The following is a 16,647-nucleotide window of genomic DNA, read 5'->3' as shown; positions in this document are numbered from 1 at the left end:
GTCGACGCCCCTCAGGACAGCAGCCGGGCCAGTTCCGCCGGGTCCGTGGTGGGGGCGTCGCAGACGAAGCCGCGGCAGACGTACGCCGCGGGGTTGCCGTCGACCAGGGGGCGGTCCGCGAGCAGGGGCAGCTCGCCGGAGCCGGGCCGCCCCACCGCGACGGCCGCGCCCGGCGCCGCGCCGAGCAGCGCCGTCCGGTGCAGGTCCCCGAGGATCTCCCCGACGACCGCCACCTCGCGTGGCCCGTCCAGCGCCGCCTCGGCGACCGCGAGGCCGTGCCCGATGAAGCGCGGCACGCGGGGCCCGAGCGCCTTGACGATGCCGAGGGAGCGCTCGGCCGCGGTGCGGTGCGGCGAGGCGCCGGTGTGCGCGGCGTAGGTGAGGAGCGCGCCCGCGGCCGCAGTCCACCCGGAGGGCGCCGCGTTGTCCGTGGGGTCCTGCGGCCGGCGGATGAGCCGCTCCGCGTCGGCGGCCGTGTCGTACAGCGCCCCGCTCTCCTCGTCCACGAACTGGGCGAGGACGTGGTCGAGCAGGAAGCCCGCGAACTCCAGCCACACGCCCTCCCCCGTCACCGAGGCCAGCGTGAGAAAGCCCTCCGCCACGTCGGCGTAGTCCTCGAGCACACCCTGGTTGGTGCCGGGCTGCCCGTCCTTGGAGGTGCGGGCGAGCCGCGCGCGGGCGTCCATGTGAAGGCGTACGAGAAGATCGCCCGCGCCCACGGCCGCCGCGACGAGGTCCGGCCGGTCGAAGTACGCGCCGGTCTCGGCGAGCGCGGAGATCGCGAGGCCGTTCCAGGCGGCGACCACCTTGTCGTCACGGCCGGGCGCGGGCCGCTCGGCACGGGCGGCGAGGAGCCGCTCGCGGATCGAGGCGAGCCGGGAGGCGTCCGCCAGGGGGCCGTCCAGGGCCGGGAGTTGCAGCACGGAGGCACCCTCCTCGAAGGTGCCCTCCTCCGTCACGCCGTAGCAGGACATCGCCAGCTCCGCGTCGGCCTCGCCGAGCACCTCCCGCAACTGCCGCGGCGTCCACACGTAGTACGCGCCCTCGACATGCTTGCCCGTGGCCGGGTCCTCGCTGTCCGCGTCCAGCGCGGACGCGAACCCGCCTTCGTTCGTGCGCAGTTCGCGGACCATGAAGTCCGCCGTCTCCAGGGCGACGCGGCGCGCGAGGTCCGAGCCGGTGGCCCGCCACAGATGGGCGTACGTACGGCACAGCAGGGCGTTGTCGTACAGCATCTTCTCGAAGTGCGGCACGACCCACTCGCGGTCGACGGAGTAGCGGGCGAAGCCGCCGCCGAGCTGGTCGTAGATGCCGCCGCGCGCCATCCGCTCGCAGGTCTCCGCGGCCATCTGCAGCGCGCCCTCGGAGCCGGTGCGGGCGTAGTGCCGCAGCAGGAACTCGATGACCATGGACGGCGGGAACTTGGGCGCGCCGCCGAAGCCGCCGTGCGTCGCGTCGTAGTCGCGCGTCAGGCCGAGCAGTGCCTGTGCCAGCTCGTCCTCGCCGGGCTTCTCGCCGGAGCCGTGGGTGAGCTGCCGCTCCCCCAGCTCGCGCACGATCTTGCCTGCGACCTCGTCGACCTCGCCGCGCCGGTCCGTCCACGCCCGGTGGACGCCGTCGAGCACCTGCGCGAAGGAGGGCATGCCGTGCCGGGGCTCCGGCGGGAAGTACGTACCGAAGTAGAAGGGCTCGGCGTCCGGGGTGAGGAAGACGGTCATGGGCCAGCCGCCCTGGCCCGTCGCGGCCTGCACGGCCTCCATGTAGACGGCGTCGACGTCGGGCCGCTCCTCGCGGTCGACCTTGACGTTCACGAACTTCTCGTTCATGAGCGCGGCCGTCGCCGCGTCCTCGAAGGACTCGTGCGCCATGACGTGGCACCAGTGGCACGCGGAGTAGCCGACGGACAGCAGCACGGGTACGTCACGCCGTCGCGCTTCCTCGAAAGCGTCCGGTCCCCAAGGCCACCAGTCGACCGGATTGTCAGCGTGCTGAAGCAGATAAGGCGAGGTCACACCAGCCAGCCGGTTCATACGATCCAGCCTCTCACAATGCCGGGCCGCGCCGGTGGGGCCCGCACGGGCGCTGCCTCGCCCACTAGGCTGAAGCCCAGCAACGCCGGAACTTTCGAGGCTCCTCGAAGGAGGTACGCCATGACCGCCGAGATGGTGGCGCCCGCGTGGATGCATTCGCAGATCAGCGCGGAACAGTACGACTCCTGGTCCGAGGAGCAGTGCGCCGGAATCGAGATCGTGGACGGGATGGTCGTCGTGAGCCCGAGCGCCTCCAAGCGGCACAACCGACTCGCCCGCATCCTGGCCAATGCCCTGGACACCGCAGCGGGCCCGGACTGGAACGCCGACACGGACTTCGACGTCCGCCTGCAAGACGTTCCGCTGACCAACCGCCGTCCGGACGTCATCGTCTACCGGGCGGAGACCATCGACCTCACACCCACCCGTCCCGAACACGTGCTCTTGGTCGTCGAGGTCGTGTCGCCCGGCTCGGAGACCACGGACCGGATCGTGAAGGTCGACCAGTACGCCAAGGCCGGCATCCCCTTCTACTGGCGTATCGAGCAGGCCGCGACCGGCGTCCCGATCACCTACACCTACGTCCTCGACCCCGCCACCAAGATCTACAGGGACGGGGAGATGTTCACCGGCACGATCAAGGCGGCCGCCCCCTTCTCCGTCACTGTCGACGTAGGAGCCGTTTGACGGCACTGGAGGCTGTTCCTTCGTAACCGACATGGAGCGAGCCGCAGTGCGCCGTCCGGCACCACGAGCGTCTTTGCGGGGGGGGGCACCTTCATCGCGACGGCGAGGGTCGGCGGGGCCAGGATGCCGACGACTCGGCAACAGACCATAGAGAGTGCCGGTCACCTGCGGGCAGCCGATGGTCTCAAGTTCCCGTAGTCGATCTCGGTCGTGAGCCCGTCACCCACCAGAGGCTTCTCCCCCGCGGTTTATGGGGCGAGGCAGCACCGTCGCACATCTGTGTAGTCTCCGTCTCGAACGGCTGGCGCGGTGACGTCACAGCGAAAGCATCTCCTGTGCAGTCGGCTCGCTTTACTCTGCGCGGGGTGCGCTGAAAGAGACGCCACCGTTACACGACATTCCAGCCACAGACACGCAGATCCCTCCAGTGGGTCACAAACAGCGACCGCGCAAGTCACCGCAGTTCAGTGACCCTTGCCACTACGAAACCTGCACTGCCGCGCAAAAGGTGCAGGCTGAACGTGAGTTGGGGCCCGCAAGTCGAGTTGCCATACACGATAGGGCGCACACAGTGAGCGCTGGTGAGTACCGCTGCCAATCATGGGGCACAGGTCGTTCAGCGCATATGTGAAACCGCGCATCCTCCTCAGACCGCAGCACACCTATGTGCTGGCCCCAGCGACACGTCTGTAACCGACAGAGCGCAGTCGCGATGAAGCCAGCCAGGGGCAGCTGCACCTGAGACGCTCCGCTGCGCACATGCACTTTGGTGGATCCGGGACTCTGCAGCATGTAGGTGCTCAGAGGGGAATTCTCTGTAGCAGCGGAAGCCGTCGATGCTGTCACCCCGAGGCCGCCAGGCCGCGTGAGGCACCGAGAGGGTTAGTCCCCGACCAAAGCGCGTCCCCAATGGCGCTCACCTGCCTGGACAGGCGGGTCACACGAGGTTTCCTGAGATCTTTCGGCATCTCCCGACTGCGATGACCGTGTCGCTTAGGCATGAGGTCCAAGACCTGCTTAAGTGTCTTCAGCCAATCCAAGATCTCTGCAGGAGGGAGGCGGATGAGCCAGCCACGGCAGAAAAGAGAAAGAAGCGTGTTGCGCTACCAGCTCCCCACGGTACGTACCCGTTTCGCGGATCAAGTAAAGGTCATGCTCGCTGCCGGATGCCATACGGGCGTTTTCACGAGTCGACAGCTGGAAGTGCCCGGTGTTTCCGATCACCGAAAAGGACTGGTAACCGCATTCCTGCATTCCTGCGGCCTACTGGCGCGTGGTGGCGGACGCGGCATTTACCGTGCCACGCCGGCAGCTCGCAGGATCGCGGAGGCCTGGAGAATCAGCGAGACACGTGGACGCCGCGAGCTGGCGAACGTGCTGCATCGCACCTGGTTCGCCAGAATTGCCCGTCAGGAGCTGGGAGAGCACGGAGGACAGCGTGCTGCTCTAGCGAATCGCCTGTTGGCCGCTGCACGCGCACCGGAGTCCCGGCGCGGTGAGGTGGAGATCCTGGTCATGTGGCTGCTGGAGGCTCGGTTGCTCCTGCCTGTGCGAGAGGGCCATGTCTGCTGGAACGCCGACGCCCTCGCCCCTGTCCCCGCTGAAGCAACGGAGACGGGGGATAGGGGAGCGATGGAGGAGGACGTGGCCGGCGCCAATGATGGCGGGCCGACTGTCGACGACAACTTCCCACGGACGTCACGGCAGACGGGCACGGAGCCCGCTAGTGCCGCGGACAGCTCACGCGTAGAGGGAACTGGTCAGGAGGTGGCGGCCGAACCAGTCGTCGACTCCGTTCTGAGCCCCGATCCGCGTGATCCGCATGACCGGCCGGACACCGCTTCCTCGTTCGAGGGGCCCTCACCAAAACGCCTCCCCGCCTACCCCTACACCACGGTCAGACGAGCTGGGATGCCCGAGGACGAGATGCTCGAAAACAGACATGCCCCCGACAGTCGGCCGACACCGGATGACGAAGCTCCCTTGCGGGGTGATGTGATCCCACCGCAGGCGGCTCGGAACGCCGAGACCCAATCGGTTCGGCCGACGTCGCAGTTGACGGAACTCGCTCACTTGGGCGAAATCGCCGGTCGACCCATCAAGCTGCATGAGTTGCTTCAACTCACCGAAGGGGAACTGCTCTCCATGTATCGGGGGCTGCGCCGCTTCGTCGACATCACTGCGGGCGCCATGAACAGCAATACCAAGCCCTAGATCGTTCCCTTGGGGCTGCCCCGAGACGGAAGCAACCCCGAATAGAGGGCCCTGGCGGTAACGAACCGCAAATCCATACCCGCCAGGGCCCTCCCGTCCACCCGCCCAGTAGGGACACAGTCCCAGAAGGGGGCTTCAGTATGCCCTCATGCAAAACGAGAGCTGGCTACCACGCTAGTAGGAAGCCACCTCGGAACCAAGCCGACTCACGCCTTCGGGTGCGGCTTTCGCGCTTTCTACCGACTGCTTCGTCGGTCATTAGCGGCGCGTACGGCCCGGAAAGGATCATGCGCCGAATGGCGCCCTTGCGTCGGTGTGCCCGTGTTGCCCCGCCCAGTTTTCCAAGACGAAACATTCGGCGCCTCTCCCACTGCCTGCCCGATTCTGTGGCGACGCTGGCCGTCCGGCCACGACTCCGGGCACCGGACTCACCTCAGTGTTCGCGTCCTCGGAAATCTCCGTTCCCAACAGTCGCCACGCCGATGCGCACGGACGAGTCGAGTGTTTCGCGACGCTTCGCCAGGCGGCCGTCATGTGGCGAGGGATGGATCCCGAGCACGGGCACCACCCGGAAGACCACGACACGGCGTTCGCACCCCCACCACGACCGAACCGGGAGGCGGTGGGCGATCTTGGCTCCCGAGTGGGCCTGCGGTGCGCCTGCTCCGGAGGCCCAGTCGAGTCGCTGTCATCACCGCTGCCCCGAGAGCAGGCGCTCTGAGGCCGGTTGCTTCGCCTCGAAACACTCGGGCTCCTGGGTACTGCCGTGGATGTCGATCGCCTGCCTCATCTCCGCCATGGCCGGTCTGCTCGCGTACGTGCTTGTCGGCTCTTCCGGTGCTCCGGTAACAGCCGCAGCGCTCGCAGGCATCGCCGCCTTCGCAGCGGCTGCCAGGATTTTCCTCGCTATGCCGACGGCAATTCAGGCGTTGAGTGACCTGCGCCCCTGACGGCGAACCCTGCATGGGCTGTACATGAAAGTCACGTTCGGCTGAGGGCTTGGCAGGCTTGTCGGTGGCGGGTGCGGCTGGGTGTCCAACGGCCGAAGTCGGGTGTGCGGCGACGTGCCGGACACGGTTGTTCCCCTGCCCTCAGGCAGCGCGCAGGAATTCAAGGTGTCGACCCCGAGGTGAACGCTCGAAGGCGAGCGGGTCGCGGGTTGCAGTCTGGAACATCTGCGCGACGAGGCGGTGCTGGTGGCCGGCGCGACCACAGCCCCGCCGCCCCCTTGATCCGCCGACTCCCTCGCGCCGACGCCCCGTACGCAGGACACTTGGGGCCGCTGGAGACTGTTGCTCTCGGAGGGGGAACCCATATGCGGGACAGCCATCAGGCCGAGGCCGAGCGGCTGTTGGCACGGGCGGTGGAGGAGGAGGTGCGGCGTTCGGGCGGCCGCGTGGACGGGGGCGTGCTGCTCTCGCGGGCGCGCGGGGCCCTCGACGCCATGGCGCAGACGGCCGCCGAGGAGTACGAGGCGTACACCCGGGCCCTCGACGAGGCGGGCGCGGGCCAGCTCACCTTCGGACAGCGGTACGCGCGCGAGGGCGCCGGAACTCCCCTGCTGGTGGCGGTGGTCGCCGCCGTCGCCGCCGGGGTCTGCGACCTGTCGTTCGGCACGAGCGCCGGCACGGCCCTGGCCACCGGCGCGGTCGTGGCGGTGGCGGGCGCGGCGGCGACCGTCGCGAAGGTGACGGCCTCCCACCTGCCGGCGGCCAGCCGCCGCGCCGGGGCGCTCAGCCAGCCGGGCGGGCCGGAACAGCTGCGGCTCCAGTGGCTGACGGCGCTGGAGGTGCGGGGCATCCGGCCCTTCCTCGACCAGCAGCGGGTCCTCGCCGCGTCGACCGGCACGGCGGCGAAGAAGGCGACGCCGCAGCTGCGCGGCACGGACAAGAGCGCGGCGGCGCGCAGGCGCTCCGTACTGGAGCAGTCGTTCGCCCAACTGCCGGAGGTCGAGGGGCCGTTCGCGGGGCGCAGGACCGAGCTGGCGCGGATCGCCCAGTGGGTGCACGCGGCGCGCGCCAGCACCGAGACGCGGCCCACGGTGGTCATGCTGCACGGCGCGCCGGGCTCGGGCAGGTCGTCGCTCGCGGTGCGGGCCGCGCTCGATCTGCGGGACCAGTTCCGCGGCGCGTGCGTGGTGGATCTGCGCGGCGACGCGCCGCAGGAGGCGCCGCTGTCCACACGGGACGCCCTGCTGCACCTGCTGAATCGATTGGGCGCGCCGCGCGAGCAGCTGCTCTTCCGGGAGCGTTCCTCGAAGGAACAGCAGGTCAAGCGGCTCAGCGAGCTCTACCACCAGTATCTGACGGGCATCGCGGTGACGATCGTCCTCGACGACGCCAGCGACGCCGAGCAGGTCCGCACCCTGATCCCCGAGCGCTCCGACAGCCTCGTCCTCGTCACCGCCCGCGAGCCCCTCGAACTCCCCGCGGACCTGTCGGCCTGGGTGCACCGCCTCCCCGTCGAGGCGCTGGACGAGGCGGGCGCCGAGGAGCTGCTGCGGGAGTCCGCCGAGGCCCTCTCCGGCCCCTACGACGCCGAATCGGCCGACGAAGTACGGCAGTTGTGCGGTGGCCTGCCGCTCGCGCTGCGCGCCGCCGGTTCCTCGCTGGGCCCGCGCTCGCCGCGCCGGCTGGCCGCCGACCTGGCGGCGTACGAACCTCTGGAGAAGGCCGGGAAGGCCGGGAAGGCCGGTCCCGTCGAGCACGTCCTGTGGCTGCGCTACACCGACCAGCCCGAGACCGCCCGGCGGCTGCTGCGGCGTCTCGCGCTCGCCGGGCGCGCCTCGCTGGGCCCTGCCGCCGCGGCGGCGCTGCTCGCCACCGACGAGCAGGAGGCGGGCCGGCAGCTCACCGCGCTCTCCCGCGCGGGCCTGGTCGACCGGCTCCGGGGCGGCCGCTACCGCCTGCACGACCTCGTACGCTCCTTCGCCCACTCCCGCCTACTCGACGAGGAGGAGCCCGCCGAGCGCACCGCCGCGCAGGAGCGGCTCATCGCCAGCTACGGCGAGCTGGCCGACACGGTGATCCGCCTGGTCGACGGCAAGACGTCCACCAGGGCCGACCAGTTCGGGCAGCACGGCTTCGCCTCCCTCGACGCGGCGCTGCGCTGGCTGGACGACGAGTCGACGTTCATCACGGCGGCCCTGCGGCACGCGGAGGGCGTCGACCAGCGGGCCGTGCTCAATCTGCTGGGCGCCCTGTGCGACTACTGCCTGCTGCGCGGCGACCTCTACCGCCTCGGCGAGATCAACGAACTGACGCAGGCGATCGACCAGGGGCTGCTCGGCCGCAGCGTGCAGTGGCGCACGGGCATCGCGGCCCGTCAGCTCGGCGAGCTGGATCAGTCCCGTACGACGCTGAACTCCGTCGTCGACCTCTACTTCGAGGCCCACCAGGACGCCGCCGCCGCCCGCGCGCTCGGCTCGCTCGGCATCACGCTGCACCACCAGGGCAATCTGACGGAGGCGGCGGCCCGGCTGACGGAGGCGCTCGAACTCCAGGCCGCCGACGAGCTGGCGGGCGACCGCGCCTGGACGCTGCACGCGCTCGCCGCGGTGGAGCGGGACCGCGCCCACCTCGCGCACGCCCTCGGCATGCTGGACCAGGCGCTCACCCTGCACCGTCGGAGCGGCTCCGTGCACGGCGAGGCGTGGACGCACTTCCAGCTCGGTCAGCTCCGTCTGCGCATGGGCGACGTACCGGGCGCCGAGACCGCGCTGCGCGACGCGCTCGATCTGTACGGACGTACGCGCGACCAGCGCGGCGAGGCGTGGGCCATGACGCAGCTCGCGCGGGCCCGCCTGGTGGGCGGCGACCCCTCGCCCGCGGTCGACGGCCTGCGCCAGGCGGTGTCCCGGCACCGCGACAACGAGGACGCGCGGGGCGAGGCCTGGTCCCTGTACTACCTCGGCCAGGCCCTGGAGGAGACCGGCAGCCTCGATATGGCGGTGCGGGACCTGGAGCGGGCGCGCACGATGTTCTCCCGGATGCGGGACGTGTACGGCCTGGCGTGCGCCCGCCACCACTCCGCCCGCGTCACCCGCGACCAGCGCGCCGCCCAGACCGGCTCCCTGCGCAACTCCGGCTTCGCCCGCCAGCTCCTGGTGGACGCCCGCGCCGACTTCCAGCGGATCGGCGTCGCGCACGGCGAGGCCTGGACGTGCCTGGAGCTGGTGGTCGTGGACGCGGGCAACAACCGCACGCAGCAGGCGCTCGCCCTGTGCGACGAGGCCGCCGAGCTCTTCGCCTCGTACGGCGACCGGCGCGGCGGCGACTGGGCCCGCTTCCTGCGCTGCACCCTGCTGCCGTACGCCTCGCCGGGCGGCTGGGAGATCGGCACGGCGGTGGCCCAGGAGGAGCTGAGCCAACTGTCCCGCACCGACCACCCGACCCGCGACGGCAAGCTGACCGAATACGTGGAGGCGTACGGCCTGCTCCTGGAGCGCGGCGCCGACTTGGAGGCGGGCTGGCAGGCCTGGCGCCTCGGCATGGTGCCGAACCGGCACGCGCGGGAGGTGATGGGGGTGGAGGTGCCGTAGGGGCACCGGGGGACGTCGGCGGGCGGCGGGCTCGGCGAGGGACGGCTCTGCGCGCGCTCTCCGCGCAGCCTCGCGGTCCCGGACCGACCGCGGCCTCACCTCACCGGGGAGGCGCCATAGGGGCGCTGGCCGACAGACGTGCCGCGAGCGCGGCAAGGGACGGCTCTGCGCACGCTTCCCGCGCAGCCTCGCGGTCCCGGACCGACCGCGCCTCGTCCCGCCTCACCGGCGAGACGCCATAGGGGTACTGACCGACAGGCGAGGCCCCGGGCTCGGTGCGGGACGGCTCTGCGCACGCTTCCCGCGCCGCCTCCAAGCCCCGAACCGACCGCGGCCTCACCTCACCGGCGACGGCGCTCCTCCGGCCAGGGCCGCGTCCGCCTGCGGCCGAACTCCGCCGCCTGCTCCCTGAGCCGGCTTCGGAGCCATCCCATCCACAGGGCCAGCGGCGTCAACACCGCCCCCGCCGACAGCGCCACCCACCAGCTCGTGCCGCTCCCCGCATAGCGGAGCACCAGCACGCCCAGCACGTACAGCGCCGCGACGCCCCACACGCTCTTCGTCCGCTTCGAGAGGTCCATCAGCTCCCGGTACCCCGCCCACGCGGCGTGTCGCGCGAGACGTAGAGGATCTACGTCGAATCACGCACCGCATCGCAACCCGCGCCCGCACGGGCCCGAGCAGCCGGAAGCCGGAAGCCGGACGGAGGATTCGCCTCCGCCCTCCTCCTGCGGTGTCGCGCGCGCTAGCCCTTGGTCTCGGGACCCGCGTCCCCGCCGCTCGCCGCGCCGACCCGCCCCGACTCCGACTCCGGCTCCGACTCCGACTCCGAGCGGATCTCCGGCTCCTTGAAGTCGACCTTGCCCATGTGCCGGTTCATCGACTTCATCAGGCCCCAGACGGCCAGGGCCATCACCGCGAAGACGATGAATCCGAGGACGCCGGGGGTCACCTTGTCGTCGTCGACCTCCTTGGCAAGAGGGACGAGATGCGTCATTGCCAGATGTGCGTTCACGCTAGGCATTGTCGCGGATGCCCGCAAAGAGGTCGTCCTCGGGGAGGGAAGTATCGACGAGCGACTTCGCGAGCTCGTACTCCTCCGTGGGCCAGACCTCCTTCTGGAGCTCCATCGGGACGCGGAACCAGCCGCCGTCCGGGTCGATCTGCGTGGCGTGCGCGATCAGGGCCTTGTCGCGGATCTCATAGAAGTCGGCGCACGGGACATGCGTGGTGAGCGTGCGCTCGACCCGCTCGAACTCGTCCCACCGCTTCAGCCAGTCCCCATAGGGCGACTCCAGGCCGCGGTCGAGCATCGCCTGGTGCAGCGCCTCGGTGCGCGGGCGGTTGAAGCCCTGGTTGTAGTAGAGCTTCTGCGGCTGGAAGACCGGGCCGAACTCGCTCTCCGGGTACTTCTCGGGGTCCGCCGCGCCCTCGAAGGCCACCATCGTGATCTTGTGGGTCATGATGTGGTCGGGGTGCGGATACCCGCCGTTCTCGTCGTACGTCGTGATGACCTGCGGACGGAAGGAACGGATCTGGCGCACCAGCTCACCGGCGGCCTTGTCGACGTCCTCCAGCGCGAAGCAGCCCTCGGGCAGCGGCGGCAGCGGGTCGCCCTCGGGCAGCCCCGAGTCGACGAAGCCGAGCCACTCCTGCTTGACGCCGAGGATCTCGCGCGCCTCGTCCATCTCCTTCTTGCGCACCTCGTGGATGTGCTCCTGGATGTAGGTGTCACCCTGGAGCTTCGGGTTGAGGATGTCGCCGCGCTCCCCGCCCGTGCAGGTCACGACGAGCACGTCCACCCCCTCGGACACGTACTTGGCCATGGTGGCCGCGCCCTTGCTCGACTCGTCGTCGGGGTGGGCGTGCACGGCCATCAGTCGAAGCTGCTCAGTCAAGACTCGATCCTCAAGTAATCGGGCGCCCTCGGTGATGCGGCGCAACACGCGGCTTCTATAGTGACGGAACCGGGGGGCGGAAAATTCCGGCATCCCCTGTTCCTGGAGGACGATCATGGCGGCGGTGGGTTCGAAGCCTTCAGAAGGGGTTTCCGAAGGGCTTCCCCCGGGGCGGTACGGCCGCTCCCGCACGGCCGACGAGGCCGCCGACCGCAAGCTGAAGATCGTCGGCTCGGTGCTCGGCGTCGTCCTGCTCGGCGTCGTCGGATGGTTCGGCTACGACTACATCAACGGTACGAAGGTCAGCGGCGAGGTCATCAAGTTCGACATCGTTTCGGCCAGCACGGTCAAGGCACATCTCGAAGTACGCAAGGACGCCGACGCCAAGGGTTACTGCACCCTGCGCTCGCAGGCCGAGTCCGGCGCCGAGGTCGGCCGCGCGGACTTCCGCTTCGACCAGCGCGCGGACCGCATCGACAAGGTCGTCACGCTCCGTACGACGTCGAAGGCGACCAGCGTCGAGCTCCTCGGCTGCCACTCCGACTGACACGGCGGGCCCTGCGGCACCTCTTCACCGCCCTCACCTGCGTTGACGTAAATCTGATGGCTTATGTCCTCCCCCTGGCGCGCCTGAATTGTTAGGCTCGTGGTTTCGCCCACCCGTGAGGGAACATCCTTCTGGGTAGGGCGATGCTTTGTATTCCCAGTACCTACGAGGAGCACCTGTGACCCAGACCAGCGAGAACGTCACCTGGCTGACCCAGGAGGCGTACAACCAGCTCAGGGCCGAGCTGGAGTACCTGTCTGGTCCCGCGCGCACCGAGATCGCAGCCAAGATCGCGGCAGCGCGTGAGGAGGGGGACCTGCGCGAGAACGGCGGGTACCACGCGGCCAAGGAGGAGCAGGGCAAGCAGGAGCTCCGCGTCCGCCAGCTGACCCAGCTCCTGGAGACCGCCAAGGTCGGTGAGGCTCCGGCCGCCGACGGCGTGGTGGCGCCGGGCATGGTCGTGACCATCGCCTTCGACGGCGACGAGGACGACACCCTGACGTTCCTGCTCGCCTCCCGGGAGTACGCGAGCGAGGAGATCGAGACGTACTCGCCGCAGTCTCCCCTCGGCACGGGCGTGAACGGCAAGAGGATCGGCGAGAACGCGCAGTACGAGCTGCCGAACGGCAAGCTCGCCTCCGTCAAGATCCTGGAAGCCAAGCCGTACCAGGGCTAGCCGTACCGGGGCCCGGCCGTATCAGGGCCGGCCCTGACAGCAGGGCTGGATCCTTGCTCCACTCGGCCGCCGCGGGCCCCGGCACCTCCATCAGGTGCCGGGGGCCCGCGGCGCGTCAGCCGATGACGGTGTACCCCGCGTCGCCCAGCGCCCCGGCCACCTCGACGCAGTGCTCGGGCCCCTTCGTCTCCAGGTGCAGCTCCACCTCGGCCTCCGTGACCCCGAGCCGCGGGTCGGTGCGTACGTGGCTGATGTCGAGGACGTTGGCGTCGACCACGGTCAGCACGCCGAGGAGCGTGGCGAGGGCGCCGGGGCGGTCCGTCAGGCGCAGCCGCAGCGAGAGGTAGCGGCCCGCCGCCGCCATGCCCTGCCGCAGGATGCGCTGCATCAGGAGCGGGTCCACATTGCCGCCCGAGAGCAGCGCGACCACCGGGCCCTCGAACGACTCCGGCTTGCTCAGCAGGGCCGCGACGGGGCTGGCGCCCGCCGGTTCGACGACCATCTTGGCGCGCTCCAGGCAGAGCAGCAGGGCGCTGGACAGCTCGTCCTCGGAGACCGTCACGATGTCGTCGACCAGGTCTTCGATCAGCTGAAACGGTACGTCGCCGGGGCGCCCGACCTTGATGCCGTCGGCCATGGTCGCGGGGTTGTCGATCGACACCGGGTGCCCGGCGGCGAGCGAGGGCGGGTACGCCGCCGACCCGGCGGCCTGCACGCCGACCACCCGCACGTCCGGACGCAGCGCCTTGACCGCCACCGCGATGCCCGCCACGAGGCCGCCGCCCCCGACGCCGACCACGAGGGTGCGCAGCTCGGGGCACTGCTCCAGGATCTCCAGGCCGACCGTGCCCTGCCCCGCGATGATGTCGGGGTGGTCGAAGGGGTGGATGAACACCGCGCCGGTCTCGCGCGCGTACTCCTGCGCGGCGGCCAGCGTCTCGTCGACGACCTGGCCGTGCAGGCGCACCTCGGCGCCGTAGTCCCTGGTGGCCGCGACCTTGGGCAGCGGCGCGCCGGCCGGCATGAACACCGTGGAGCGCACGCCGAGGAGTGAGGACGCCAGCGCCACGCCCTGCGCGTGGTTGCCCGCGCTGGCGGCGACGACGCCCGCCGCGCGCTCCTCGGGGAGCAGGCCCGCGATCCGTACGTACGCGCCGCGCAGCTTGAACGAGCCGGTGCGCTGGAGGTTCTCGCACTTGAGGTGGACCGGGGCGCCGACCAGCCGCGACAGGTGCCTGCTGCCCTCCATCGCCGTCATCCGCGCCACTCCGGAGAGCATCTTCCGCGCGCCGCGCACGTCGTCGAGGGTGACCGTCGGCAGGGAGTGGGGCGTGCGGTAGTCCATGGCCGCAAGTCTCGCAGCCCGCGCCCGGGCGCTCCTGCGGTGACCAAGGGACGAGACCGTTCTGCGCGTAGGTTTGCGCAGCGCAGGTACGGTCCGCGCCGTGGCCGCGTACCCTGTCCCCCAACCCACCGCCCTCGCATGAAGTGAGCCCCCGGCCATGCCCACAACTCCGGACATGACGACCGCCAGTGATCCCGGCCTTCTCGACAGCCTGCAGCACCAGGTGGCGGTCTTCGCCCGCCGTGCGGAGCAGACCCGCCTCGGCGGCGTAGGCCAGGTCCGCAACTCCATGGACCGCGCCGCGTATCTGCTGCTCAACCGCCTCGACAAGGAAGGCCCGATGGGCGTCAAGGCGCTCGCCGCGAGTATGGGCATCGACTCCTCGACGGTCACCCGGCAGGTCGCCCCGCTGGTCGACACGGGGCTCGTCAAGCGCACCTCGCACCCGGAGGACGGCCGTGCCGTGGTGCTCCAGCTGTCGCCGCGCGGCCAGGCCAGGCTCGACGAGGTGCGTTCCTCGCGCCGCGAGCTGATGGCCGAGCTGACGCAGGACTGGGCGCCGGAGGAGCGCGAGAGCTTCTGCGCGCTCCTCACACGCTTCAACTCCGCCCTCTCCGCGCGCCAGACGTCACACACGGCGCCCGGCGGCGAGGTTCCGGCCACTCCGGAGTCTTGACCCCGGCCCCGCCCCTGGCCTCATATGAGACCGGGAGGCGCGGTGCGAGAACGGCAGGCGTTCCAGGACGCCCGCCGTGCCCGGGAGTTCGAGGCGTTCGTCGCGGGCGCGGCTGGCAGGCTCCTGCATGCCGCGACGCTGCTCACCGCGGAGCGGCCGCGGGACAACCCACGCGCGCGTGCCCTGCTGACCGCCGCCCTCGCGCATACGTACGCGACGTGGGACCGGCTGCGCGGCGAGGACCCGTACGACCGGGCCCGCCAGCAGGTCGCCCTGCGTTTCGCGCGCGGCGCCTGGCGTCGCCACCGCGGCCACGGCGGGGTGCTTGAGCGGCTCGGCCCCCAGGAGCGGCTGATCCTGGTGCTCCGGATGTACGAGGGGGTGGCCGAGGAGCAGACGGCGGCGCTCCTCGGCCTGCCCGCCGAGCGGGTCGGGGCGATCTGCGCCCGCGCGATGGCGACGGTCCTGCACCCGCCGCGCGGCCCGGCGCCGGTGCGGGCGCTGAGCGGGGCGGCGCCGTCATGAACAGGTCTCGGGGCCTCGTGCGCCCGGCGGTGCCGTCATGAGCCAGTACGAGCGCAAGGAGAGCGCCGTGCGGCGGATCCTGGAGGGCGAGCAGCCCGCCGCCGTGCCGCCGGAGCTCTTCGACGAGGCGGTGCGGCGGGGCGGGCGGTCGCTGCGGCGGCGCAGGGCCCTGCGGCGGTTTCTGTGGCTGGTGCTGCTGGCCGCCGCCGTGGCGTTCACGGTGTGGGCGTGCGCCGCCCGGCCCTGGGTGGAGCCGCCGTCGGACACGACTCCACCCCTGACGCGCTGGTGACCGGCTGACGCGGGGCTTCTAGCCCAGTGCCTGCTGGAGGTCGGCGAGCAGGTCGTCGGCCGCCTCGATGCCCACCGAGAGGCGCACCAGGTCCCCGGGGACCTCCAGGGCCGAGCCCGCCACCGAGGCGTGCGTCATGCGGCCCGGGTGCTCGATGAGGGACTCCACGCCGCCCAGGGACTCGCCGAGGGTGAAGAGCCTGGCGCGGTTGCAGACCTCGACGGCCGCCTCCTCGCCGCCCTCGACCCGGAAGGAGACCATGCCGCCGAACGCCTTCATCTGCTTGGCGGCGATCTCGTGGCCGGGGTGCTCCGGAAGGCCCGGGTAGAGGACGCTCGTCACGCGCGCGTGGCGGGTCAGCATGTCGGTGACCTTGGTGGCGTTCTCGCTGTGCCGGTCCATGCGCACCGCGAGGGTCTTGATGCCGCGCAGCACCAGCCAGGCGTCGAAGGGCCCGGCGACGGCGCCCATGGCGTTCTGGTGGTACGCCAGCTCCTCGCCCAGCGCCTCGTCGTCGACGACGAGCGCGCCGCCGACGACGTCCGAGTGGCCGCCCATGTACTTCGTCATGGAGTGCACGACGACGTCGGCGCCGAGCGCGAGCGGCTGCTGGAGGTAGGGGCTCGCGAAGGTGTTGTCGACGACGAGGCGGGCCCCGCTCTCACGGGCGATCTGCGCGACGGCGGCGATGTCGGTGATGCCGAGGAGCGGGTTGGAGGGGGTCTCCACCCAGATGGCCTTCGTACGGTCGGTCACCGCGGCCCGGACCGCTTCCGGGTCGGAGGTGTCGGCCACGGACCACTCCACGCCCCAGCGCGAGACGACCTTGGCGAAGAGCCGGAACGTACCGCCGTACGCGTCGTTCGGGATGACCACGTGGTCGCCGGGGGCGAGCAGCGCACGGAGGAGGCAGTCCTCGGCCGCGAGGCCGGACGCGAAGGCGAGGCCGCGGCGGCCGCCCTCCAGGGCGGCCAGGTTCTCCTCCAGGGCGGTGCGGGTCGGGTTCGCGCTGCGGCTGTACTCATAGCCGCCGCGCAGGCCGCCGACGCCGTCCTGCTTGTAGGTCGAGACCTGGTAGATGGGCGGGACGACGGCGCCGGTGAGCGGGTCGGCCGTGTTGCCCGCGTGGATCGCCACGGTCTCGAAGCTCTGCGTACTGGGCGTGCTGTGCAAGTCACTCATGCGGCCTGAGCGTAGTGCGCGCGGGGGCCGTTGCG

At 70.9% G+C, this 16,647-nt stretch carries 15 protein-coding genes; 9 read left to right on the top strand and 6 right to left on the bottom strand.

The genetic code is table 11. From position 1 onward, the window contains the following. Positions 1-11 precede the first annotated feature (11 nt). Positions 12-2,030, bottom strand: coding sequence for a thioredoxin domain-containing protein (locus KKZ08_RS24130; protein ID WP_223776436.1), 2,019 nt, complete (start codon positions 2,028-2,030; stop codon positions 12-14). A 120-nt stretch (positions 2,031-2,150) separates the two neighbouring features. Here KKZ08_RS24130 and KKZ08_RS24125 point away from each other — a divergent pair, with 120 nt between their 5' ends. The 4 genes from KKZ08_RS24125 (at position 2,151) to KKZ08_RS24110 (ending at position 9,471) form a co-directional block, all read left to right on the top strand. Next, positions 2,151-2,717: a Uma2 family endonuclease gene (locus KKZ08_RS24125; protein ID WP_223779164.1), complete on the top strand. Its 567-nt coding sequence runs from the start codon at positions 2,151-2,153 to the stop codon at positions 2,715-2,717. 1,062 nt (positions 2,718-3,779) lie between these two features. After that, positions 3,780-4,931, top strand: a complete 1,152-nt coding sequence (locus KKZ08_RS24120) for a hypothetical protein (RefSeq protein WP_223776435.1) — start codon at positions 3,780-3,782, stop codon at positions 4,929-4,931. A 770-nt stretch (positions 4,932-5,701) separates the two neighbouring features. After that, complete coding sequence (locus KKZ08_RS24115) at positions 5,702-5,881, top strand: hypothetical protein (protein WP_223776434.1); 180 nt, start codon at positions 5,702-5,704, stop codon at positions 5,879-5,881. Between the two features lie 365 nt (positions 5,882-6,246). Beyond that, entirely contained in the window at positions 6,247-9,471 is a 3,225-nt protein-coding gene (locus tag KKZ08_RS24110; RefSeq protein WP_223776433.1) for a tetratricopeptide repeat protein, read from the top strand. 341 nt (positions 9,472-9,812) lie between these two features. Here the strand turns inward: KKZ08_RS24110 and KKZ08_RS24105 are convergent, their stop codons facing one another. From KKZ08_RS24105 to mca, 3 genes are all read right to left on the bottom strand, one after another. After that, positions 9,813-10,052, bottom strand: coding sequence for a hypothetical protein (locus KKZ08_RS24105; protein ID WP_223776432.1), 240 nt, complete (start codon positions 10,050-10,052; stop codon positions 9,813-9,815). A gap of 164 nt (positions 10,053-10,216) precedes the next feature. Continuing rightward, a complete protein-coding gene (locus KKZ08_RS24100) occupies positions 10,217-10,495 on the bottom strand; it encodes a hypothetical protein (protein WP_223776431.1) in 279 nt (92 codons plus the stop codon). After that, the gene (gene mca, locus KKZ08_RS24095) at positions 10,488-11,369 is read right to left on the bottom strand and encodes a mycothiol conjugate amidase Mca (RefSeq protein ID WP_223776430.1); all 882 of its coding nucleotides are present in this window, start codon (positions 11,367-11,369) and stop codon (positions 10,488-10,490) included. The genes KKZ08_RS24100 and mca overlap by 8 nt, the downstream gene beginning before the upstream one ends. A gap of 124 nt (positions 11,370-11,493) precedes the next feature. On the opposite strand from mca, the gene KKZ08_RS24090 reads away from it, so the two are divergent. Together KKZ08_RS24090 and greA are read left to right on the top strand one after the other, a co-directional pair. Continuing rightward, complete coding sequence (locus KKZ08_RS24090; RefSeq protein ID WP_223776429.1) at positions 11,494-11,916, top strand: DUF4307 domain-containing protein; 423 nt, start codon at positions 11,494-11,496, stop codon at positions 11,914-11,916. 178 nt (positions 11,917-12,094) lie between these two features. After that, on the top strand, positions 12,095-12,592 hold the full coding sequence (gene greA / locus KKZ08_RS24085; RefSeq protein ID WP_223776428.1) for a transcription elongation factor GreA: 498 nt from the start codon (positions 12,095-12,097) through the stop codon (positions 12,590-12,592). A gap of 115 nt (positions 12,593-12,707) precedes the next feature. Here greA and ilvA read toward each other — a convergent pair whose 3' ends face one another. Continuing rightward, positions 12,708-13,937, bottom strand: coding sequence for a threonine ammonia-lyase (gene ilvA, locus KKZ08_RS24080; protein WP_223776427.1), 1,230 nt, complete (start codon positions 13,935-13,937; stop codon positions 12,708-12,710). 157 nt (positions 13,938-14,094) lie between these two features. On the opposite strand from ilvA, the gene KKZ08_RS24075 reads away from it, so the two are divergent. Genes KKZ08_RS24075 through KKZ08_RS24065 form a run of 3 tightly spaced genes read left to right on the top strand, consistent with a single transcriptional unit; the run spans position 14,095 to position 15,430 of the window. Beyond that, positions 14,095-14,613: a MarR family transcriptional regulator gene (locus KKZ08_RS24075; RefSeq protein ID WP_223776426.1), complete on the top strand. Its 519-nt coding sequence runs from the start codon at positions 14,095-14,097 to the stop codon at positions 14,611-14,613. Between the two features lie 42 nt (positions 14,614-14,655). Continuing rightward, positions 14,656-15,138: a sigma factor-like helix-turn-helix DNA-binding protein gene (locus KKZ08_RS24070; protein ID WP_223776425.1), complete on the top strand. Its 483-nt coding sequence runs from the start codon at positions 14,656-14,658 to the stop codon at positions 15,136-15,138. A 37-nt stretch (positions 15,139-15,175) separates the two neighbouring features. Further along, positions 15,176-15,430: a hypothetical protein gene (locus KKZ08_RS24065; RefSeq protein WP_223776424.1), complete on the top strand. Its 255-nt coding sequence runs from the start codon at positions 15,176-15,178 to the stop codon at positions 15,428-15,430. Between the two features lie 18 nt (positions 15,431-15,448). Here KKZ08_RS24065 and KKZ08_RS24060 read toward each other — a convergent pair whose 3' ends face one another. Beyond that, complete coding sequence (locus KKZ08_RS24060; protein WP_223776423.1) at positions 15,449-16,612, bottom strand: cystathionine gamma-synthase; 1,164 nt, start codon at positions 16,610-16,612, stop codon at positions 15,449-15,451. Between the last annotated feature and the right edge of the window lie 35 nt (positions 16,613-16,647).

It is taken from the genome of Streptomyces sp. 135 (assembly GCF_020026305.1).
Lineage (GTDB): Bacteria > Actinomycetota > Actinomycetes > Streptomycetales > Streptomycetaceae > Streptomyces.
Note: the sequence above shows the minus strand (reverse complement) of the source record. Positions and strands in the feature narration are given on the sequence as shown.

Coding starts and splice junctions, on each gene's coding strand:
- ilvA (WP_223776427.1), bottom strand. CDS start 13,937: ATGGACTACCGCACGCCCCACTCCCTGCCGACGGTCACCCTCGACGAC.
- KKZ08_RS24065 (WP_223776424.1), top strand. CDS start 15,176: ATGAGCCAGTACGAGCGCAAGGAGAGCGCCGTGCGGCGGATCCTGGAG.
- KKZ08_RS24130 (WP_223776436.1), bottom strand. CDS start 2,030: ATGAACCGGCTGGCTGGTGTGACCTCGCCTTATCTGCTTCAGCACGCT.
- KKZ08_RS24115 (WP_223776434.1), top strand. CDS start 5,702: ATGTCGATCGCCTGCCTCATCTCCGCCATGGCCGGTCTGCTCGCGTAC.
- KKZ08_RS24120 (WP_223776435.1), top strand. CDS start 3,780: ATGAGCCAGCCACGGCAGAAAAGAGAAAGAAGCGTGTTGCGCTACCAG.
- KKZ08_RS24075 (WP_223776426.1), top strand. CDS start 14,095: ATGCCCACAACTCCGGACATGACGACCGCCAGTGATCCCGGCCTTCTC.
- KKZ08_RS24060 (WP_223776423.1), bottom strand. CDS start 16,612: ATGAGTGACTTGCACAGCACGCCCAGTACGCAGAGCTTCGAGACCGTG.
- KKZ08_RS24110 (WP_223776433.1), top strand. CDS start 6,247: ATGCGGGACAGCCATCAGGCCGAGGCCGAGCGGCTGTTGGCACGGGCG.
- KKZ08_RS24100 (WP_223776431.1), bottom strand. CDS start 10,495: ATGCCTAGCGTGAACGCACATCTGGCAATGACGCATCTCGTCCCTCTT.
- KKZ08_RS24105 (WP_223776432.1), bottom strand. CDS start 10,052: ATGGACCTCTCGAAGCGGACGAAGAGCGTGTGGGGCGTCGCGGCGCTG.
- KKZ08_RS24125 (WP_223779164.1), top strand. CDS start 2,151: ATGACCGCCGAGATGGTGGCGCCCGCGTGGATGCATTCGCAGATCAGC.